We start from the raw sequence: 19,836 nt of genomic DNA, 5'->3' as shown, positions 1-19,836 counted from the left end.
ACATGCACCCGTCGAGCGACCTTTTCGCGGGGCGCGCGGCGAGTATTCGCAGGTCGTCCGGCCGTTGCATCGATGCGCCATCTCACGAGTGACATTACCGTGTAGCGCTCCGCAGCTCTGGCCATATGTGCCCGATACGATGCTGATCGTTCGCCCTTGCGCTTTCGCTTCCAGGCTTGCAGCCAGAACGAAGCCCACCGACACGGCCAACATGCAGCGAATGGTTCCGCCGGGGAAGATCTTTTTGCCGATGAAATACTTAGGGTCGCTGATCATTTGCCGCCTCCCTGAAAATCACATAGCGAACCGCACCGGAATGATGTTCTGACGCCGGGCACCGCCCCTTAAGCGCCTGCAAGGATCAAGCCGCCCATACGCGCCAATGTTCGTAGCGTGCCCGCAGCACAGCGCAGCATCTCAGCCTCCACTCTTGCCCAGTTCCGCCTGCAGATGCCTCGCGTGCTCCAGGTGCGCGACAAACGCCGGCCGCACCTTGACGAGAAGCGCTTTCAATTCATCGTAGTGAGCAGCCGGGATCAGGGTCTTGTCGAGCGCATCGAACACGCTCTCGTGGTAGGCCACTTCGTGATCGATATACGCCCGATCGAAAGCCATGCCTGCGAGGGTCTTCAATGTAGCGACGTTCGCAGCGCCGCCTTGCTTGAGACTTCGACTGGGGGGTTGTCCTCGGGCGTCACGCCCAGCGTGCACGAGGTCGGCGGCAGCCTTGTTGACGCCACCATGGTCGGCGATCATGCGCTGCGCGAACGCCTTGACGTCCTTCGAACCGGACTTCGATTCCGCGAGTTTGCCCGCGTCGATATCGACCTGATTCGCGCTCACCATGATCGCCGCGATCTGAGGATCGGTGGGACCGGCGCTCTGCGCATAGCCCGCGAAGCTGGCCAGAGTCAGAGCCCGGAACAGGGTCATGTTGAGCCACTTCATGAGATGTGTCCCGGATGATCGTCGCGCGCCTGGCTGGCGGACGCTGTCCAGATCCGATGCGATCGTTGATATGGACCTGGATGTCACCGGGAGGAGCCCTGTTTCCGCATGCTTCACACGCTTCACGCGCGCTTCATGCGTTGAGTGCGGCGGCTACGGGCTCCGGTAGCCGCACGCAATGCTTCAAACCCGCTTGCGCGTCACGCCTGTGCGTTCATCGACGCAGTGCCAGAGCGCGCCACGCGCAAGCCGGGCTGCGACAGCTCACCCACCTGATTTCGGCAGCCAGGCGAGCGGATCGACGGGCTGCCCGTTGTAGCGGACTTCGAACTGGATCGACGCGACGCCGCGGCTGTCCATCCCCACCTCGCCGATGGTCTGCCCTTGTGCGACCGCATCACCTTCCTTGACGAGCAGCGTGCTGTTCTGACCGTACGCGGTGATCAGCGAGTCGTCATGCTTGATGATGATGAGCGGACCATACGCCTCAATACCGGAGCCTGCGTAGACCACGCGGCCGGTCGCAGCAGCTTTGACCGGATCGCCGGGGCGCCCACCGATCACGATGCCGTTCGACTTGCCCTGCGCGAAGGCTTTCAGGATCGGCCCGCGCAGCGGCCACTGCAGCACGCCCTGCTGGGGACCGGCGGAGGCGGTGGGCGCAGCGGGCGCAGCACCCGGCGCGGCCGGGGCAACGCCGACCGGCGGCGTAACGACGCTGCCGGAGGCCATCGGCGGAGAGACACGCAATACCTGACCCGGCGTGACCGGCGAGTTGACCGCGAGACCGTTCCATGCGGCGATCTCCTGCGGCTTGCGGCCATACGCCGACGCGATGCCGCCGATCGTATCGCCCGCATTGACCCGGTAGAAACCGGCGGGAACCGGCACCGTGCTGAGGGTGGTCGGGCTGGACGGCGCGCTGCTGTAGAACGGCGTGCTCTCCCACGGCATCGACGTACAGCCGCTGAACATCACGCCGAGCGCGGCCACTGTCAGCCAGCGCGTCCCCGCCAATTGCCATTGTCTTGTCATGTGATTTTCCTCGACACCTGTTTCAATCGGATTCAACCGATGCCCAAGCATTTACCGTGCCGCCGCGTCCGGGACCGGCGCGGCAATGACTCTCCATTATGCCGCCATGCCCGCGGGCGACGGTGTGGGCATGGCTTCAAACCTGCCGAAGTTCGTTCAGACGCTGCATTGCGCTTCGACCACCAGGATGCGCGCCGCGCCGATCGGATGAGCCACGTGCTCGGTGCCCACCGACGCGTAGAACACATCGCCGGTTTCCAGCACCGCCGAGCGCTCGACGCCGTCCTCGCGATAGCGCATCTCGACGCGGCCATCGAGCACGGCGAACACTTCCTCGCCATCGTTGACGTGCCACTTGTACGGCTGATCGGTCCAATGCAGGCGCGTGGTGATGCCGTTCATGCTGGCGATGTCGAGCGCGCCCCAAGGACGCGTCGCGGTAAAGCTCTTGCTGCGGATGATCTTCATGGTCAAAGGGCAGTTGAGAAAAAACGGACGCCGCCGGGCGCTTTCCTGGCGCGCATACCGCAGCCGCGCAAGCTGGCGCAGCAGGCTTTCGACTGGCCCCATTATAGGTCGGACGGCGGGTCGGACGGCAGGTCGGACGGCGGGTCGGACCGCACCGGCGCCTTCCGCCAAAAGGTCACCTGGCCGATTCGTGTGATTATTGAAACCTCTGAGGCCTCGCCTATACTCCCTCAAGCTGCGCGGAACACACCCTACGTCTACGTCTGGACCCTGCGAGGAGCGGAGCATGAACAAAGCCACCTTTCTGGCTGTGCAACTCAACGTCGACGACGTTGCGGCGTCGCCCGGTCTGGTCGAGTTGCTGAACACGCACCTCGTCTTCGCCGCCGACGTGGCCGAAGCCGCCGACGCCCTGGTGCAACTGGCCAGCATCGCGGGGCTGTCGAGCGGAGTCGAAGCCAGCGTCGAGATTCCGGCGTTGGCGATCGAGCGGCTGCGCGAGGCGCTGGACAACCTGAGCGGCTACGACGAATCCTGGCTGCTCGCCCTCGAACCCAGCCGCGCGCTCTTCGATGAAATAGGCCGCCGGCATCGTTCGTTGCATTAGCGGAGGTTGCGCAGTGCCTGTAGATCCCGCGCTGTCGCTCGCTTCACTAGTACCGCGGTAAGAGCGCTGTGGGCACGCATAGGTGGGCAACACGCGCTGGTCGGTGCAATGGCTCGGTCTGGCCGCGGGTTACGCCTTGACCCAATCGCCGACAGCCGCGTTGGGAGCCTCGACCGAGTCTGACCCAGCGCCGTAAACGACAAAACGCCATCCCGCAAACCGGATGGCGTTTTTTATTGCTCGCCGCCTTATCGATCGGGCGGCGCCTTCATCAGCTTCGGCGCAACTTAGTTGCCGAAGTAGACCGAGTGACGGTCGGTGTTGCTCACCGGACGGCCGGCTTGCGAAGTGCCAGCCATCGGCGCGCCGTAGCCGCTGTTCGCAGCTTGAGCCGTACCGTTTTGTGCATCGACGCGCGCTTGCGCAGCCTGGATGCTTGCCGGGTAAGTGAAGTTGTCGTTCGCCGGGTTGTAGCCGGCCTTTTCGAGTTGCACCAGTTCAGCGCGAACCTGAGCGCGGGTCACCGGCTGATTCGATTGGGCGAACGATGCGACAGGAGCAACCAGAGCGGCGGCGACGACAACTGCAGAGATCAGGGTCTTCATGATTAAACCTCCATAACTTGTTGTGTAGTGCGCTTTGGGTTTGTTCTCCTGCAGCGCTTGAATACAAGTTTAGGAGGGCTGATACCTAGGGTAAATACCTAATTCAACGAAACTCTATTATCGTTTTTGCAATAGTGTTGAAATGAACAATCGTCATGCGAAATGGTTCAGCGAATTCCGGCAACAATATAATGTTGCCGGAATTCGAACAACGACGCGACCGCTGCCCCCCGACGACGGCGCGGCAGGTCGCGATTCGAACGATCAGCTCCAGTTCGCGTGGAAGCTGCCCGGCTTGTCGGTGCGCTCGAACGTATGCGCACCGAAGAAGTCGCGCTGCGCCTGCACGAGGTTCGCCGGCAGGCGTTCCGAGCGATAGGCGTCGAAGTACGCCACCGCCGACGCGAAAGCCGGCACCGGCACACCCGCATTGATAGCGGCCACCACGACCTCGCGCAACGCCGACTGATAGTTCTTCGCGATGTCGCGGAAGTACGGATCGAGCAGCAGATTCGCGATCGCTTTGTCCTTCGAATAGGCGTCCGTGATCTTCTGCAGGAAACGGGCACGGATGATGCAGCCGGCGCGGAAAATCTTCGCGATCGTGCCGAAATCGAGGTCCCACTTATACTCTTCCGATGCGGCGCGCAGTTGCGCGAAGCCCTGCGCGTACGAAATCACCTTGCTCAAGTACAGCGCGCGGCGCACCGCTTCGATGAACGCGTCGCGCTTGCCACCTTCGAGCGGCTTCGTCTGCGGCCCCTCCAGCACCTTGCTCGCGGCCACGCGCTGATCCTTCAGCGACGACAGCACGCGCGCGAACACGGCTTCGGTGATCAGCGGCAGCGGCGCGCCGAGGTCGAGCGCGTTCTGGCTGGTCCACTTGCCGGTGCCCTTCTGCGCGGCGCGGTCGAGAATCACGTCGACCAGATCCTTGCCGGTTTCCTCGTCCTTCTTGCTAAAGATCTTCGAGGTAATTTCGATCAGATAGCTGTCGAGCTCGCCCTGATTCCACTCGGTGTAGACCTTGCCCAGCTCTTCGTTCGACAAGCCGACGACCTGCTTGAGCACCGCATAACTTTCGGCAATCAGCTGCATGTCGCCGTATTCGATACCGTTGTGCACCATCTTCACGAAGTGGCCCGCGCCGTCCGGACCCATGTACGCGACGCACGGCTCGCCATCCGGCGCCTTCGCGGCGATCTCGGTGAGGATCGGGGCGACCAGGTCGTACGCTTCGCGCTGACCGCCCGGCATGATCGACGGGCCTTTCAGCGCGCCTTCCTCACCGCCGGACACGCCGGTGCCGATGAAATGCAGACCGGCTTTCGCGAGTTCCTGATTGCGGCGGATGGTATCGGTGAAATGCGTATTGCCGCCGTCGATCAGAATGTCGCCCTTGTCGAGCAGCGGCTTGAGTGAGGCAATGGTGGCGTCGGTGCCCTCGCCAGCCTTGACCATCAGCAGAATACGGCGCGGCTTTTCCAGCGACTCCACGAAGTCTTCCAGCGTGAAGGCCGGCACCAGCTTCTTGTCCGGATATTCGGCGATGAGTTCGTCGGTTTTCTCGCGGCTACGGTTGTACACCGACACCGCGTGGCCGCGGCTCTCGATGTTGAGCGCCAGATTGCGGCCCATGACCGCCAGCCCCACCACGCCGATTGCCTGTTTGCCCATGTGAATTCTCCAGAGTCCAAAAATGTCGTGAGGCCGCGCCGGAAGGAAGGTCGGCGCGGCGTCGAGGGTGAAAGGATAAAAGAAATGCGCACTTGCCGCTCGTTGGCGGGCGACAGGCGGTGTTTTCCACTGCATGCGGCCGGCCCCGCGCCGCTTCATGATTCGCTTCGTGGCAGCCCTTCATGACGCCTCGATGCGCGCCGCCACGTCGCGGAGACTCATGAAGCAGGCCGGTTTCCGCCCGCGAAATAACCGTTTGCCGGAGTCGCGCCATGGCCGAATCCGACGTTCGTCAGACCTGCGCCGCGCCCGGGCGTTTCCTGAACACCAGGCTGAAATTGTTGGCGGGCATCGCGATCGGCTCGTCGCACACGAGCCCCACCGACGCACCCAGCGCAATCACCGTTTCCATGTCGCGCACGCCCCACTCGGGGTCGCGGCTGCGCAATTGCTGATCGAACGCGTCGTTGCTCGGCGCCGTATGCGCACCCCCGCGTTTGTACGGACCATACAGATACAGTACACCGCCATCGACGAGACGACGGCTCGCGCCCGCGAACAACGCCTCGGCCGCGCTCCACGGCGAGATGTGAATCATGTTGATGCAGACCACCGCGTCGAGCGCAGCATCCACGCCCCAGTCCGGCTGGTGCACGTCCAGAGCGAGCGGCGCGCGCACGTTGCGCAGACCCTCGTGCGCGATCCACGCGGCAATCGACGCGCGCGCGTCGGCGTCGGCGTCGCTCGGCTGCCAGTCCAGCCCGGGTAGCGCGCCGGCGAAGCACATCGCGTGCTGGCCTGTGCCACTCGCGATTTCGAGCACGCGGCCGGTGGCCGGCAGCGCGTCGCGCAGCACGGCGAGGATCGGTTCGCGATTGCGCTCCGCGGAAGGCGAACGTTGCCGCAGCGCCGGGTGGGAATCAGTCATGATTGGCTTGTGTGTCAATAGAGGGTCGTGCGCACGCGTTCGGCGAACTCGCGGTCGTAGGTGGCGGCGTCGAAGCCGGCGCCGTTCAGGCGCCGATGAATCTCGCCCGCGCTCGGCAGCTGCGAGCGTTCGACGTGCCGCGCCGGGTCCCACAGTTGCGAACGCACGAGCGCCTTCGAGCAGTGAAAATATACCGAGTCGACGTCGATCAGCAGCACGGTGCGCGGCAGTTTACCTTCGACGGCGAAACTGGCCAGCCATTCGGGGTCGCTCGTAATCCGTCCGCGGCCATTCACGCGCAAACTTTCGCCGACGCCGGGGACGATGAACAGCAACGCCAGCCGCGGCTCGACGATGATATTGCGCAGACTGTCGAGGCGATTGTTGCCGATGCGGTCCGGCAACGCGAGCGTGCGTTCGTCGACGACCCGCACGAAGCCCGGCGCGTCGCCGCGCGGCGAACAGTCGAGGCCGTCCGGGCCGGCCGTGGCCAGCACGGCGAACGGCGCAACTTCGATGAACGCGCGATAGTCTTCATTGACGTACGCGATCTCCTTGCGCAGCGCGCGCTCGTGCGGCTGGCCGTAGAGGGCTTCGAGCTGTTCGATCGTGGTCAACATCTGCGTTTCCTTTCGAGTTGCGTTTGTCATTCGAGCAACACGCGCGCGGCAGAAGCGAAGCGGCTTGTGGGGGCATCCCATGCGTGAATCACCCTGCACGCCGCCGATCCTCGAACGCCCCGGCTCAATCCAGCGCCAGCCGGCCGGCCAACGCGCTCAGCGTATCCCCGCAAGGCGCGGCGAGCTTCAACGACAGCAACGGATCGGCGCGCGTGCGCCCCAGATTGATCGCGGCGATCGGCTTGCCCTGCCTTTGCGCCCACACGCAGAAGCGATAACCGGAATACACCATCAGCGACGAGCCGGCCACCAGCACCGCGTCCGCCGCATCGAGCGCATGCGAGGCCGCTTCGACGCGCTCCTTCGGCACGCTTTCGCCGAAGAACACCACGGCCGGCTTCAGCAGACCACCACAGTTCGGGCACGCCGGAATGCGGAAGCCGCCGAGATCGTGCCATTCGAGATGCGCGTCGCCATCGGCGGCGGTTTCGGCGGTCACGTCCAGCAGCGCGGGATTGTTCGCTTCCAGCGTCTGCTGGATCGACGCGCGCGCATGCTGCGTCCCGCAATCGAGACACGTCACGCCGTCGATGCCGCCATGCAGTTCGATCACCGCGCTGCTGCCCGCGCGCTGATGCAGGCCGTCGACATTCTGCGTCACCAGCGTCGGCACGCGGCCGGCCGCTTCGAGCCTGGCCAGCGCCGTATGCGCGGCGTTCGGCTGCGCCCGCGCGACCACCGGCCAGCCGACCATGCTGCGCGCCCAGTAGCGCTGACGCATCGCGAGCGTGCCGAGGAACTCCGGCAGCGTGATCGGCGGCGAGCGCTTCCAGTCGCCGTTGTCGTCGCGATAGCCGGGGATGCCCGAGTCGGTGCTGATGCCCGCGCCGGTCAGCACGAACAGGCGCGGATAACGCTGCATGAAGCGATGCAGGTCGTCGAGCGTGTGCGAGTCAGGCAAGGGTTCGAGAGACGCGGGCTGAAGATCGGTCATGACGGAGCACGGTGAAAGAGTGCGGCCTGGATGTGAAAGCTCGCATGCCGCTCAACGAGGCGGGCGCGGCCTGGTTGGCCGCGTCGGTGTCGCATGCCGCGCCTGCCACTCGGCGAGCGCGGTCCGATAGCACGCGAGCGCTTCGTCGTAGAGATCGAAAATACAGGGACTGCAGCCGCTATGACAACAGTCGTCGAGATCGGGCTGCGCAGGCGGCAACGGCTGCGGGTCGTCGTTGGGTGTGGCTCGGGGCACGGCGAATCGCGTTCCATGGAAGACAGGAAGCGCCCAGTATAAGTTGATCCCGCATAGCGCGCTGCCCCCGCGCGCGCACGCTCAGCCCCGGCCGACGAACGGCATCTTGCTCGCCATGATGGTCATGAACTGCACGTTCGCCGACAGCGGCAACTCAGCCATGTGCAGCACCGCGTCGGCGACGTGCCGCACGTCCATCAGCGGCTCGACGGCGATTTCGCCGTTGGCTTGCCGCACGCCGCGCGCCATCCGCGCGGCCATTTCGGTTTGCGCATTGCCGATGTCGATCTGCCCGCACACGATGTCGTACTGACGGCCATCGAGCGACACGGCTTTCGTGAGGCCGGTGATCGCGTGTTTGGTGGCCGTATAGCCCACGCTGTTCGGCCGCGGCGCATGCGCGGAAATCGAGCCGTTGTTGATGATGCGGCCGCCACGCGGGCTCTGCGTTTTCATCAGGCCGAAGGCGGCCCGCGTGCAGAGGAACACGCCGGTGAGATTGGTGTCGACGATGGAGCGCCATTCGTCGATATCGAGTTGATCGATATCGACGGGCGAGCCGTTGCGTCCCGCGTTGTTGAACAGCACGTCGAGCCGGCCGAAACGCTCGCGGATCTGATCGAACAGCGCCGCGACGCTGGCGGCATCCGTCACGTCGCAGGCGATGGCCAGCGCTTCGCCGTTCAGGTGTTGTGCTTCCCGCGCCACGGCATCGAGCGCCGCCTGGCGGCGCCCAGCCAGCACGACGTTATAACCGTGTTCGAGCAGCCTGAGCGCACATGCGCGTCCGATGCCGCTGCCTGCGCCAGTTACCAGCGCGATCTTTCTGACTTCTGTTTCCGTCACTGTGTGTCTCCTGTCGACCTCGATGCTCACAACCGCGCGCGCTCACGGCGGACACGCAAGCGCGCCTGCCCCGGCACCATACAGCAGCGGATTGCCAATCACAAACGCCCCACCATAGCCGCCTCGTCTTTCATCGTGCTTTCATTTGCAACCATTCCTGACACCCGCGCGCCACAACGCGCATCAATGGTATCTTTCGCGGCTACGCGTGATGCGCAGGATTCATGGCCTTCCCGGACGGAAGAAGGCAGACAGGAAGCACGCTTTGATGAACGAATTCTCCACGACGTCGCACGGCGCCCAGCCCGCGCCGCCGCGCCGCTGGCCGCTAACCGGCTATCCCGCGATGCTTACCGCGACCGCCGCATGGCACGTCATCGTGCTGGCCGGCTGGCTGCTGGCGCCCGCCGCGTGGCGCTGGTGGCTCACCGCGATCTTCGTGAACCACGCCATTTTCACGGTGACCGGCCTGCTGCCGCGCACTTCGCTGCTGGGTCCGAACTGGACGCGCCTGCCAGCCGGCGCGCGCAACGCGGACGCCATCGCGCTGACCATCGACGACGGCCCCGATCCCGTCGTCACACCGCAAGTGCTCGATCTGCTCGACACGTTCGGCGTGCGCGCCACGTTCTTCTGCATCGGCGCGAACGTGCAGCGCTATCCGGCGCTCGCCCGCGAGATCGTCGCGCGAGGCCATGCGCTCGAAAATCATTCGCAGGTACACGTGCACACCTTTTCCGTGACGTTGCCAGGCGCGCTCACGCGTGAGATCGACGCCGCGCAACGCACGCTCGAAGCGGTGTGCGGCGAGCGGCCGATGTTTTTCCGCGCCCCTGCGGGCTTGCGCAACATCTTTCTCGAACCCGTGCTGCGCCAGCTCGATTTGCGGCTGGCGGCATGGACGCGGCGCGGCTACGACACGCGCGAGCGCGATCCCGGCGTGGTCGCGCGACGGCTGCTCGACTCTCTCGCGGCGCGCGACATTCTGCTGCTGCACGACGGCAATGCCGCACTCACGAGCGAAGGCACGCCGCTGATTCTCGCGGTGCTTCCGAGGGTGATCGATGCGGCGCGGCAAAAACAGTTGCGCTTCGTTACGTTGAGAGAAGCGCGAATCGATGCGTGAAGCGGGCGGGTTGTGGAGCAACCCGCCCGCTTCACTCCCTTCACCCTCCAAAATCCGCCGCCATATCCTCATCCGTACGCGCCTGCAGTTCACCGCTGCGGCACGCCTTCAGAAACACGTCATAGTCGCGTTCCACCTGGTCCGCGTAGCTCATCGCGTAGTCGGTCAGCGCTTGCGCGAACTGATCGCCTCGGCCGATATACGCGCTCACCTCGATCGCCTGGCCGCTCGCCTTCGCATGCGCGCGCGCCATGATCCAGCCGCATAGTCGCGCATAGCCCTCCAGCAGATCGTTATCGAACAGGTCGAGATTCGCCGACAGCTTCATCTCGCGCAGTTGGCGAAAATAGAAATGCCGGCCGAGCGGACCCGTGGCCCAGCCCAGAAAGATGTCGCTCGTAGCCTGCAACATGCGCTGCCCCTGCACGACGCGCTCGCCCTCGTGCGCGAGCGGCCGTGACGTATGAAACCGCGCGATCGCCGACGGCCGCGCCTCTTTCATTTGCAGGAACAGCGGCCTGCCCATGTGATCGACCAGCAGCAGCGCGAGGCAACGCGTACCGACGCCGCCCACGCCCATTACCCTGAACACCATGTCCTGCACGGAGAAATGCTCCAGCAGCTCACGCCGGTCGTGCGGCATCGTCTTCAGGTACTCGCCCCACATGCGTTCGAGCAGCTTGCGCCAGTGGACGCCTCCGTACAGCTCGGTCTCTTCCTGCGTGAACAGCGTGTTCGTGCCGTGCACGTGAAAGAGCGCCGGTGGTGCGTCGCGAATCGTCCACTGATCGCCCGCGTGTAAAGCCATTTTTTCGAGCGCGCTTTCGTGTGTTCGCGCGGCCGCCTTTTCCATGCCGCGCCGTACGCTGCGCCGCCGCTCGGGTGACAGCGCGGTTTCCGCCATGCGGTCGAACGTAATGCGGTCGTACCAGAGTTCGAGCGCGCCCAATTGCGCGTACTGCGCCATACGATCGCGATACTCGCGCACGGCGCTCGTCACGAGGTTCTCGGCGGTGCCGCGGCTCAGCCGCATATGACGAGCGGCCACCACGAGACTCGCGCTCAGGCGTTTCAAGTCCCATTCGAACGGGCCGACCGACGCTTCGTCGAAGTCGTTCAGGTCGAATACAAGTTGCCGCTCGGGTGTGGCGAAGCCGCCGAAATTCATCAGATGGCCGTCGCCGCAGATCGGCATGGTCAGGCCGCTGTGGTGAACCTTGCTGAGATCGTGCGCCTGCAGCAGTGCGGCGCCGCGAAAAAACGCAAACGGCGATGCAGCCATGCGCCCATGGCGCAGCGACACGAGACTCCCGACCCGGCCTTCGCTGCTCTGCTTCAGCAGGTCGATCGGGTTGCGATGCAGTTCGCCTACCGTGCGATGGCTCGAACGTTTCGAATGCTCACGGGCGGCACGGCCACGGGCCTCCCGTTCAGCGATGGTGCTGGCTTTCATGCGCTTCTCCGTTTTGGGCGAGTCTTGACCGGCAGTTCCAGAGACTTCTTTGACTGGCACGACAAAGCAAAACATCAGGCGCGCGAGGCCTCGTCGAACGGAGCCCTTCGCGGGAAATCACCTTCGAACTTCGAACCGCGATCATAACGGCCTGCGCCGGTCATCGTGCGCCGCTCGAAAAAGGGCGACGATCATGGCGGCGCATGGAAGATCGCGTACGCCGATTTCGTCACCGCGATGATGGCGTTCTTCCTGCTGATGTGGCTGCTCGGCTCCACGTCGAAGTACGACAAGCAGGGTATCGAGGATTACTTCAACACACCGCTGTCGAGCCTGCTCGGCGGCAAGGAGGGCACGGCTGCGGCGCGGCCGAGCGTGGTGCAAGGCGGCGGCCGCGACATCGCCGATACGCGCCCCGCCGAGGGCAGAAAGAGTCAGACCGAACCGACCCCGCCGTCCGCCACGCCGAGCGTGACGCCGCCCGCCGATGCGGCCCGCTTGCAGCAGTTGCAGGCGAAGCTCACCGCGTTGATCGAGCAGAGCCCCGCATTGAAAGCACTCAAGGATCAGATCCGCATTTCGATCACGAACGAAGGGCTGCGCATCGAGATCGTCGATTCACAGAACCGGCCGATGTTCGCCTCCGGCAGTCCGAAGCTGCAGCCCTACGCCGTGACGATCCTCACGCAGATCGGCGCCGCTTTGAACGACGTCGACAACCGTATTTCGATTGCGGGCCATAGGGACGCGGTGCCGTACACGGCGGGGCCGGAAGGCTATTCGAACTGGGAGTTGTCGTCCGAACGCGCGAATGCCGCGCGCCGCGCGCTGGTGACGGGCGGCATGCATGGCGAGAAGCTGCTGCAGGTGCGCGGGCTCGCCGACGTATTGCCGCTCAATAGCTATGTCGCCGATGAGCCGACCAATCGGCGCATCAGTATTCTCGTGTTGAACAAGGCCGCGGAACTGGCGTTCTTCCACGATTGGGGGGCGAACCACGATCAACGAAACCTCGCCGGCGAGTTCCGCCATTCCTGACGTGGCCGGACACTTGCGGCCAATGAGCGGCTTACGTGGCACACCTTAAGATCTCGATATGGCGAAAGCGTCGGCAGCGCAGTGGCGCTTGACGTCCTTCGTCGAGACATCAGGCGCCGGTGCTTCACTGCGCAAGCTGCCAGCGCAAAACAGGATGCGTCGCGCCCACCGGCATCGCCCATACGCCGGTCGAACTGAAGTCATACGACACGAACGACGACGGCGTCGCCATCTGAGCGCTGGTCAGCCCGTTCGCAGCCGGAACTCCCGTGCCGTAGACGACGCCCACGGCCGCGTTCGTCGTGTCCTTGTTCCAGTACACGTCGTTCGCGATCGAGCCTGAGTTACTGCGCGCGATCCCGATCGGCTCGTAGAACGGCTGCGTGACCGCGCCCGTCGCGAACGACTGGCTGATCGTCCCCAGGTTGGTCACGACCAGCGCCGCGCCGCCGCACGGCGTGCCGACGGCGCCGCGGCAGTAGCCAAAGAGCGTCGTCGGACCAGTGGCATACGATTGGCTGATCGACCCGCTGTTGTAGCCGACGAGGCCGCCCGCGCCTGCATTGATATAACCAGACGACAGCATCGCCCCGGTGGCGTACGACTGGATGATCGCGCCGGAATTTGCGCCGGCAAGGCCTCCCAGCGTGCCGCCCGTGGTGGCGGTTACGCTGCTCGACGAGCGCAGCACGGTGCCGGAGTTGCCGCCGACGAGCCCGCCGGTGATCGTGAAATCGATACTCGAAGAATCGCTGCTCGCCAGCTTGCCCGATGTGTCGACGCGCACGACCGTCCCGTCGTTCATGCCCGCCAGAATCCCTACGTAACCGTACACGTTGGCGCCCAGTGTTCCGCTGCCGTTCACGCTCAGGTTGCGCACCACCGCACCGCTGCCGATCACGCCGAACAGGCCCATCAACTGCGGGTTGTTCGGGTCGCTGGGCAGCCATGGTTCTAGCGTCAGCGAACTGATTGCTTTCCCTTGCCCGTCGAACTGGCCGGAAAACGGCGTCCCGGCGTTGCCGATCGGGACATACGAGCCGTCGCTCGTCGAACTCGCGTCGATGTTCCTGCCAAGCGCGTAGTTTCCGGCGAGATCGCTGGCAACGTTCTTCAGGTCGGTCATCGAATTGACGAGGCTGTAGGCGGTGATTTGCGTAATGAGTCCGCTGTATGCAGGCGGTGTCCACGCTGCATTTGTCATTTGCGTGCCGGCGGTATAGGCGCCGTTCAGGTCGTAAAAGGCGCCGACGGCACCCGTGCTGGCCGACCAGTCGATGACGCCGTGGTTGGCGATGCCCCCGCCGTTGTCGATGCCTGAAGCGTCCGCGCGCAAGCTCAGGTTGCCCGCGCCTTGGTTCGCGATCGTCGCGCCCGTTGCGATGGAAACATTGCGGTAGGCCGCGAGCATGAGTGAAGCCGGACCGTGCCAGCGCATATCCGCGCCGACGTTCACGTCGCCGCTCGCGCCGTTGGCGCCCGTGGTGGTGACGTCGACCGAGGTGCCCGCGTTCAGGCTGCGCTGCAGCGAACGCGCGGCGGCGGCATCGATCGTGAAAGCCGGGGTGAAGAGATTCCATTTCCCCGCCTCGATCGCCACCTGGTTTCCGAATGCGAGCTTCGCCGCGTCCGTATCGACCGTTCCGCCGCTGCCGTCCGCGTTGGTTGCCGCGATCTTGCCGGACTGCCGGACGAGACCGCTGTCCGCGACGAGCCAGACGTGACCGTCGCGGGTGGCGGTCCCGCTCGCGCGAATGCGGGTGCCGCGGCCCGCGAGCGCGTAGACGTTCCCATCGGCGGCTTGCAGGCTGATCTGCGCGGCTTTGATACGCCCCTGATTGACGACGTCGCCCTGACTGCCCGTTTCCACGAACACCTGCATGCTGTTCGCCGAATCCTGCAGCAGCACCTGTTCGCCTGCGGCCATTTCCACCGTGCCCTTGGGCGCTTTGACGCTGCCGGCGTTGACGACTGTGCGTCGCGCGATGAGGAACACATCGCCGCCGCTGGAGCTGATTCTGCCCAGGTTGATCACGCTCGCATTCGACTTGCCCGACAGCGTCAACGCATTACCGCCATTCACGAAAGCGTCGTTGCACAGATCGAGCGTGGTCGCGACGAACCGTCCGCCCGTGCTGACGACACCCGACGGTCCCACGACGATCCCTTGCGGATTGATCAGATACACGCTGCCTGTCGCATTCAGGCTACCGAGAATCGCCGAAGGCGAGCCGGCCGTCACGCGATTGAGCGTCGCGCCGGAGCCGTTGTCGAACATGACGGTGTTGCGCTTGCCGATCGAGAAGCTGTTCCAGTCGATCACCCCGCGAGTCGAGCCGGGTTGCGTGACGAGCAATGCGGTGCCGTTGCCCGTCAACGTCCCAGCTCCAGCGACAAAATGGCCGCCTTGCGGCAGGACGCCAGCGGCGAGCGCACTCTGCGCGAAGGGCAATCCGGCGAGCGGGATACTGATGAGAAGCGCGATGCGCCGCATCGGCCGAATGGCAAACGGAGGTCTCATAGATCCTCCTTCCGCGTGAGGGCGGAACAGTCGCCATGACCCGCAAAGCCGACCGGGGTCGCGTGAATCGCGGCGTGCAGAGCATCAGAATAGCAGGCGCCGTCGCCACGGCCGCGACGTCGGCGGCGAAAATCTCATGGATTCGCGCCTTTTTGTAGGACATTTGCGACTGCGCCGCGAGTCGGCGAAAGCCGCAACGTATGGCTGGATTGCGCGCACGCGGCCCGCCGCCGCCTCGCAAATCAGCTGCCGATCGACACATACAGCAGCACCATGGGCGCTTTCGATCCGCCCGGCGTCGGCGCGCGCAGCGGCACGCCGTACGTGCAGCGAAAGTCGACGAACCGCGACCACTGGAAGCGCATGCCCGCGCCGACGCTGGAGAGCGTGCCGCTACTGGTTTCCGCAGGCTGATCGATGCGATTCCAGACGTGCCCGGCATCGAAAAAAACGAACGGCTGAACGACCGCGCTGCTCGTGCCGAACGGCAGTCCGGGCGCGCGCAATTCGGTCTGTACGTTCCAGCCGCGATCGCCGAGCGCGACGTACGGCGTGTACCCGCGCACGCTGGACTCGCCGCCGAGGCCCATTTCCTCGCTGGGCAACAGGGTGTTCGGCGTCCACTGGAATGCGCCGCTTGCGCTCAACGTGAAGCCGGCGCCGAGCGCGAACGTGCGCAGCGCCGCCAGTTGCAGATACATGTAGCGCGCGGTTGCGCCTTGCCGCGCGGCGTTGAACGCGGCGTCGCCGTTCTCGCTTGCCAGTGCGCCCGGACTGCCGACGAGTGTCGCGGATGCGTGCGCGCTTCCCGCGTCGGTTGGCTTGCTGATGTCGTAAGTCAACAGGAACTGATGGATGTGGGTGTTCGAGTTGAACACCTGAAAACCGCCGAATTCCAGATCGTTGTTGCTGCGCTTGAAGTCGTAGCCGAACTGGATCTGCTGCGCCATATCAATCGTGCCAGGCAAACGCCAATCGTAGCGCGCGCTCATCTGCGCGGAGATGCCGGTCTGTCCATAACTGTCGGGCAGTCGCGGCGTGCTTTGCGCGTAGACCCCGAACAGTTCGATGCTGTCGCCCCACGGCAGTGGTGCGACGTAGTTCAGCGCATGCGCCATGAAGCGCGCGCGGTTCGGGCGCCCTTCGATATCCGGATTGCCGCTGAAGAAATCGTTGCTGGCGGTGAACTGATACGCGATCTGCTGATCGAGTCCGAACAGGTTGCCATAGCCGATGCCCGCGAAGAAGCGATCGCGCCCGAGGTCGGGCACGCCGGCATTGTCGTAACCCGCGTTCACGCGCAGCGGCAGGCGGTCTTCGGTCTCCAGGATGACGTCGGTCGAGTTCGCCGCATCGCCGGGCGTGAAGACCGCGTCCACGCGCCGGTACGGGTTCGCGTTGAGCACGGCAAGCCCTGCCGACACCGCCGATTGCAGGATCGCCCCGCCGGGTTCGAGCGGCATTTCGCGCTCGAGCAGCGCATCGGAAAAGTAGCGGTTGCCGCGAGCGCGAACCTGGCCCAGCCGGAATTCGGCGACCGCGATATGCACGATGCCCGAGCTCACGTCCTGCTCGGGCACGTAGACGTCCACGAGCGGCTTGCCCGCCGCGCGATAGTGCTCGACAACCGCGCGGCGGATCTCGGCAAGACGTGCGAAGCTCAGCGGCCTGTCGAGGTCCGCGTCGAAGGTGTCGAGAAACGAGGCGTCGAGGACCGGCAGATCGATGGCTGCGATGCGCTGCGGCGCAGGCGACTGCGACTGCGACTGCGACTGCGCTGCCACATTGGTTCCAGCGGGCTCGAAGACCAGTCCTTCGAGCCTGCCAACGGCGATCTGCGCGGACTGCGCGCCGGCTTCCGGAGTCTGCTGGGGCGGCGCACTGCGCGGCGTCGGCGGGGCCGGCTGCGGCGCGAGATCCCGCCACGCCTGCGCCGACGCCGGCGAACACCGAACGGCGGCCGCGACGCCTAGCGCGATCAGCGTGAGATGCAGAGGCCCGAGCGCGCGTCGCGATACGCGCGCCGGTTCGGCGCCGGACGACCCCAGCCGGCTAGTGCGCAAGCTGCCAGCGCAGCACGGGGTGCGTCGCGCCGGTTGGCATCGCCCATACGCCGTTCGGGCCCATGTCGTAACCGGCGAAGCTCGCGGGGTCGCTCATCTGCGCGGTGGTGAGCCCGTTCGACGGCGGCAGTGTTCCGCCGCTCAGAGCCTGGCCCGTCGTTTCCTTGTTCCAGTACACGTCCGGCGCGAGCGTGCCGGAGCCGAACCCGATCACACCGTGCGTCGGCATCAGGCGTGTCTGAACCGCGCCGGTGGCGAACGACTGGCTGATCGTCCCATCGTTGATGCCAACCAGCCCGCCGCCGAAGCCCGTCGAATAGGTCGGACTGACGCTGCCCGTCGCATACGACTGCGTGATGGAGCCCAGGTTGTACCCTACGAGCCCGCCGTTCGCGTCAGAGCCCGATACGGAAGCACCGCTCCAGGAGCGTTCGATAGTGTTCTCGTTGCGTCCCACCAGGCCGCCGAACACGGTGCCTTCCTGGGTCGGCTCGGAGGCCACGCCCGTGGTGTGCGCCGCTGTGATCAAGCCCTGGTTGACGCCGGCCAGGATGCCGCTGCCGAGAACGCTCGTGCCGACCGACCCGTTCTCCACGCCCACATCGCGCAGCACGCCCGCCAGTCCGACCACGCCGAACAACCCAGCCGAGTAGTCGTGACCGAAATCGGCGATCTGGACGTTGGCGTTGAGCACGCTATGCCACATGCCGTCGAACTGGCCCGTGAACGGCGTCGTGTGGTTGCCGATCGGCGTGAGCGCCACGCCCGCGGCGTCGACGTCCTTGCCGAGCGCGTAGTTGCCCGCGAGATCCTGCGCAATGTTTCCAAGGTCGGTGACGTTGTTGATGAGCTTGTACGCGGTGATCTGTGTGATCTGGCCGCTGCCCGGCGCGCTGGTCCACGCCAGGTTGGCAAGCACCGTACCCGCGCTGTAGGTGCCGTTCATGTCGTAAAGCGCATCGACGATCCCGGTGCTGCGCGACCAGTCGATGACGCCGTGGTTGACCACTGCGCCGCCGTTATCGAGGCTCGCGGCATCGGCTCGCAAGGTCAGGTTGCCGCCGCCCCGATTGCCGATGGTCGCGCCCTGGCCGACCGTCAGCGTGCGATACGCGGCGAGCGTCAGCGACGCGCCTCCCTGCCAGGTGATCCCCGAATTCACGTTGAGTTCGCCGCTGTTGCCGTTTGCGCCCGTCGTTTGCACTCCGACTGACGTACCTCTGCCGAGGCTCGTGGAAAGGGCGCGCGCTGCGTTGTCGTCGACCGTGAAGCCCGCTGTCGACATGTTCCATTGCCCGGCCTTCACCAAGGTGCCGCCAGCGGGGAAGGTGACGGTGTCCGCACTCATGTCGACCGTGCCGCCGGCCGCCTCGATTGAGCCGCCGGGCCGTACCTCGCCATGTCCGGCGACCAGCCAGATGTGGCCGTCGCGCGTGGTGGTGCCGGTCGCACGAATGGCTTCGTGATTGCCGGCGAGCGCGTAGATGTTGCCGTCCATCGCTTGCAGGTTGACCTGAGCGGCCCGAATCACGCCGTTGTTCTGCAGCGTGCCGCCCGTGCCCGCCTGCACGAACACCTGCTTGCCCGACGCAGAATCCTGCAGCAACACCTGCTGCGCGACGGCCAGTTCGGCCGTGCCGTTCGGCGCGCTGACGGTGCCGCTATTGATCACCTCGCTGCGTGCGATGAGAAAGACGTCGCCGCCGCTGGACGCAATCTTGCCGAGATTGACGATGCCCGCATTGGCGTGTCCGGAGAACGTCAGCGGTCCGCCGGTCATGAAGGCGGCGCTGTCCACGTCGAGCGTCGAGGCGACAAAGCGTCCGTTGGTGGAGATCACGCCCTTCGGTCCGACAAGGACGCCTTGCGGATTGATCAGGTAGACGCTGCCGCTTGCGGTGAGCGTGCCGAGAATCGCCGACTGGGAGCCGCCCGTCACGCGATTGAGCGTGGCGCCCCCGGCGTTGGCGAATACGACATGGTTTTTGCCGCCGATCGAAAAACTGTCCCAGTTGATCACGCCGCGGCTGGAGGTCTGGTTGATCGTCAAGGTGGCACCGCTGCCGCCGATCGATCCGGTTCCGCAGGCGAAGTGCCCACCGGCCGGCAGCACGCCCGCCGCTCGCGCAGGCTGCGGTGTGACGCAGCACAGGACGGCGGCGGCAACGGGGAGCAACGCGGTGAGCGCGTTGCGGCGACGTACAGGTCCAGCATCTGATACCGGCGGAACATGGTTCATCAGGTCTCCTTGTCGCCTGTGGATCGTGTCGCTTGCCGCGCTGGACGTGCAAAGGGCGGGGTTTCAGCTTCCCGCTCGCGTGGGTCCAACCGGCTGCACGTCCACCGGATTATCTACGACGAATGGGGTCATCGTGGCCAGTGGTGCGATCCAGCAACGACGTTTTCGGCCTAAACATCTGCGGCATAGGACATGCATCGGCCTCCTTACGCGACCCTTGGGGAAAGCCCGCAGCCGTTGTGCGATCGCCGGCGTCGCGATTCGCGGGACGCTGCGCGGCATTTGCAGAGCCGATGTCGATGCAGGCCGTCATATCGCAGCAAGCATAAAGTTGTCCGCGGGATTGTCGATAGCACGATAGAGAGCGTGCCGCCCGCGCCGATCCGGCGCGCGGCAAAAAAAGCAGTCGCAAG

At 65.1% G+C, this 19,836-nt stretch carries 16 protein-coding genes and 1 pseudogene; 3 read left to right on the top strand and 14 right to left on the bottom strand.

What is annotated here, in order from left to right; all coding sequences use genetic code 11:
• Window positions 1–417: 417 nt before the first annotated feature.
• From B0G69_RS22110 to B0G69_RS22100, 3 genes are all read right to left on the bottom strand, one after another.
• Window positions 418–948 carry a DUF4142 domain-containing protein gene (locus B0G69_RS22110; protein WP_121321022.1) on the bottom strand — a complete coding sequence of 177 codons (531 nt, stop codon included), beginning with the start codon at window positions 946–948 and terminating at the stop codon, window positions 418–420.
• A 264-nt stretch (window positions 949–1,212) separates the two neighbouring features.
• A complete protein-coding gene (locus tag B0G69_RS22105; RefSeq protein WP_121321020.1) occupies window positions 1,213–1,983 on the bottom strand; it encodes a peptidoglycan DD-metalloendopeptidase family protein in 771 nt (256 codons plus the stop codon).
• A 156-nt stretch (window positions 1,984–2,139) separates the two neighbouring features.
• Window positions 2,140–2,451 (bottom strand): cupin domain-containing protein, encoded by a 312-nt coding sequence (locus B0G69_RS22100; protein WP_199731316.1) that lies wholly within the window; start codon window positions 2,449–2,451, stop codon window positions 2,140–2,142.
• Between the two features lie 286 nt (window positions 2,452–2,737).
• On the opposite strand from B0G69_RS22100, the gene B0G69_RS22095 reads away from it, so the two are divergent.
• A complete protein-coding gene (locus tag B0G69_RS22095) occupies window positions 2,738–3,058 on the top strand; it encodes a hypothetical protein (RefSeq protein ID WP_035555954.1) in 321 nt (106 codons plus the stop codon).
• Between the two features lie 287 nt (window positions 3,059–3,345).
• Here the strand turns inward: B0G69_RS22095 and B0G69_RS22090 are convergent, their stop codons facing one another.
• From B0G69_RS22090 to B0G69_RS22060, 7 genes are all read right to left on the bottom strand, one after another.
• Entirely contained in the window at window positions 3,346–3,663 is a 318-nt protein-coding gene (locus B0G69_RS22090) for a DUF4148 domain-containing protein (RefSeq protein ID WP_121321017.1), read from the bottom strand.
• Between the two features lie 264 nt (window positions 3,664–3,927).
• Window positions 3,928–5,340, bottom strand: coding sequence for an NADP-dependent phosphogluconate dehydrogenase (gene gndA, locus B0G69_RS22085; RefSeq protein WP_121321015.1), 1,413 nt, complete (start codon window positions 5,338–5,340; stop codon window positions 3,928–3,930).
• A 292-nt stretch (window positions 5,341–5,632) separates the two neighbouring features.
• On the bottom strand, window positions 5,633–6,268 hold the full coding sequence (locus B0G69_RS22080) for a DUF938 domain-containing protein (RefSeq protein WP_121321013.1): 636 nt from the start codon (window positions 6,266–6,268) through the stop codon (window positions 5,633–5,635).
• A gap of 14 nt (window positions 6,269–6,282) precedes the next feature.
• The gene (locus tag B0G69_RS22075) at window positions 6,283–6,888 is read right to left on the bottom strand and encodes a pyridoxamine 5'-phosphate oxidase family protein (RefSeq protein ID WP_121321012.1); all 606 of its coding nucleotides are present in this window, start codon (window positions 6,886–6,888) and stop codon (window positions 6,283–6,285) included.
• A 124-nt stretch (window positions 6,889–7,012) separates the two neighbouring features.
• The gene (locus B0G69_RS22070; protein ID WP_121321010.1) at window positions 7,013–7,882 is read right to left on the bottom strand and encodes an NAD-dependent protein deacetylase; all 870 of its coding nucleotides are present in this window, start codon (window positions 7,880–7,882) and stop codon (window positions 7,013–7,015) included.
• A 51-nt stretch (window positions 7,883–7,933) separates the two neighbouring features.
• Window positions 7,934–8,137 (bottom strand): oxidoreductase-like domain-containing protein, encoded by a 204-nt coding sequence (locus tag B0G69_RS22065; RefSeq protein WP_121321008.1) that lies wholly within the window; start codon window positions 8,135–8,137, stop codon window positions 7,934–7,936.
• A gap of 81 nt (window positions 8,138–8,218) precedes the next feature.
• Window positions 8,219–8,983, bottom strand: coding sequence for an SDR family oxidoreductase (locus B0G69_RS22060; RefSeq protein WP_121321006.1), 765 nt, complete (start codon window positions 8,981–8,983; stop codon window positions 8,219–8,221).
• Between the two features lie 268 nt (window positions 8,984–9,251).
• On the opposite strand from B0G69_RS22060, the gene B0G69_RS22055 reads away from it, so the two are divergent.
• The gene (locus B0G69_RS22055) at window positions 9,252–10,109 is read left to right on the top strand and encodes a polysaccharide deacetylase family protein (protein ID WP_121321004.1); all 858 of its coding nucleotides are present in this window, start codon (window positions 9,252–9,254) and stop codon (window positions 10,107–10,109) included.
• 40 nt (window positions 10,110–10,149) lie between these two features.
• Here the strand turns inward: B0G69_RS22055 and B0G69_RS22050 are convergent, their stop codons facing one another.
• On the bottom strand, window positions 10,150–11,562 hold the full coding sequence (locus tag B0G69_RS22050) for a DUF2252 domain-containing protein (protein WP_121321002.1): 1,413 nt from the start codon (window positions 11,560–11,562) through the stop codon (window positions 10,150–10,152).
• A gap of 162 nt (window positions 11,563–11,724) precedes the next feature.
• Between B0G69_RS22050 and motB the strand changes: the two are divergent.
• Window positions 11,725–12,649, top strand: a pseudogene (gene motB / locus B0G69_RS22045) (flagellar motor protein MotB).
• 75 nt (window positions 12,650–12,724) lie between these two features.
• Here motB and B0G69_RS22040 read toward each other — a convergent pair.
• The 3 genes from B0G69_RS22040 to B0G69_RS22030 form a co-directional block, all read right to left on the bottom strand.
• Entirely contained in the window at window positions 12,725–15,121 is a 2,397-nt protein-coding gene (locus B0G69_RS22040) for a filamentous hemagglutinin N-terminal domain-containing protein (protein WP_121321000.1), read from the bottom strand.
• Window positions 15,122–15,363: 242 nt separating this feature from the next.
• The gene (locus tag B0G69_RS22035; RefSeq protein ID WP_121323814.1) at window positions 15,364–17,103 is read right to left on the bottom strand and encodes a ShlB/FhaC/HecB family hemolysin secretion/activation protein; all 1,740 of its coding nucleotides are present in this window, start codon (window positions 17,101–17,103) and stop codon (window positions 15,364–15,366) included.
• A gap of 70 nt (window positions 17,104–17,173) precedes the next feature.
• The gene (locus B0G69_RS22030; RefSeq protein WP_121320998.1) at window positions 17,174–19,423 is read right to left on the bottom strand and encodes a filamentous hemagglutinin N-terminal domain-containing protein; all 2,250 of its coding nucleotides are present in this window, start codon (window positions 19,421–19,423) and stop codon (window positions 17,174–17,176) included.
• Between the last annotated feature and the right edge of the window lie 413 nt (window positions 19,424–19,836).

The sequence above is a fragment of the Paraburkholderia sp. RAU2J genome (genome assembly GCF_003634845.1).
GTDB classification, from domain to species: Bacteria; Pseudomonadota; Gammaproteobacteria; order Burkholderiales; family Burkholderiaceae; genus Paraburkholderia; species Paraburkholderia fynbosensis.
The sequence above is the reverse complement of the archived record's forward strand: the minus strand, read 5'-3'. Positions and strand labels throughout refer to the sequence as shown.

What these genes read in the sequence shown, in the direction of transcription:
- B0G69_RS22070 (WP_121321010.1), bottom strand. Translation starts at nt 7,882, where the DNA reads ATGACCGATCTTCAGCCCGCGTCTCTCGAACCCTTGCCTGACTCGCAC.
- B0G69_RS22030 (WP_121320998.1), bottom strand. Translation starts at nt 19,423, where the DNA reads ATGAACCATGTTCCGCCGGTATCAGATGCTGGACCTGTACGTCGCCGC.
- B0G69_RS22055 (WP_121321004.1), top strand. Translation starts at nt 9,252, where the DNA reads ATGAACGAATTCTCCACGACGTCGCACGGCGCCCAGCCCGCGCCGCCG.
- B0G69_RS22110 (WP_121321022.1), bottom strand. Translation starts at nt 948, where the DNA reads ATGAAGTGGCTCAACATGACCCTGTTCCGGGCTCTGACTCTGGCCAGC.
- B0G69_RS22050 (WP_121321002.1), bottom strand. Translation starts at nt 11,562, where the DNA reads ATGAAAGCCAGCACCATCGCTGAACGGGAGGCCCGTGGCCGTGCCGCC.
- B0G69_RS22075 (WP_121321012.1), bottom strand. Translation starts at nt 6,888, where the DNA reads ATGTTGACCACGATCGAACAGCTCGAAGCCCTCTACGGCCAGCCGCAC.
- B0G69_RS22090 (WP_121321017.1), bottom strand. Translation starts at nt 3,663, where the DNA reads ATGAAGACCCTGATCTCTGCAGTTGTCGTCGCCGCCGCTCTGGTTGCT.
- B0G69_RS22095 (WP_035555954.1), top strand. Translation starts at nt 2,738, where the DNA reads ATGAACAAAGCCACCTTTCTGGCTGTGCAACTCAACGTCGACGACGTT.
- B0G69_RS22105 (WP_121321020.1), bottom strand. Translation starts at nt 1,983, where the DNA reads ATGACAAGACAATGGCAATTGGCGGGGACGCGCTGGCTGACAGTGGCC.
- B0G69_RS22040 (WP_121321000.1), bottom strand. Translation starts at nt 15,121, where the DNA reads ATGAGACCTCCGTTTGCCATTCGGCCGATGCGGCGCATCGCGCTTCTC.
- B0G69_RS22100 (WP_199731316.1), bottom strand. Translation starts at nt 2,451, where the DNA reads ATGAAGATCATCCGCAGCAAGAGCTTTACCGCGACGCGTCCTTGGGGC.
- gndA (WP_121321015.1), bottom strand. Translation starts at nt 5,340, where the DNA reads ATGGGCAAACAGGCAATCGGCGTGGTGGGGCTGGCGGTCATGGGCCGC.
- B0G69_RS22080 (WP_121321013.1), bottom strand. Translation starts at nt 6,268, where the DNA reads ATGACTGATTCCCACCCGGCGCTGCGGCAACGTTCGCCTTCCGCGGAG.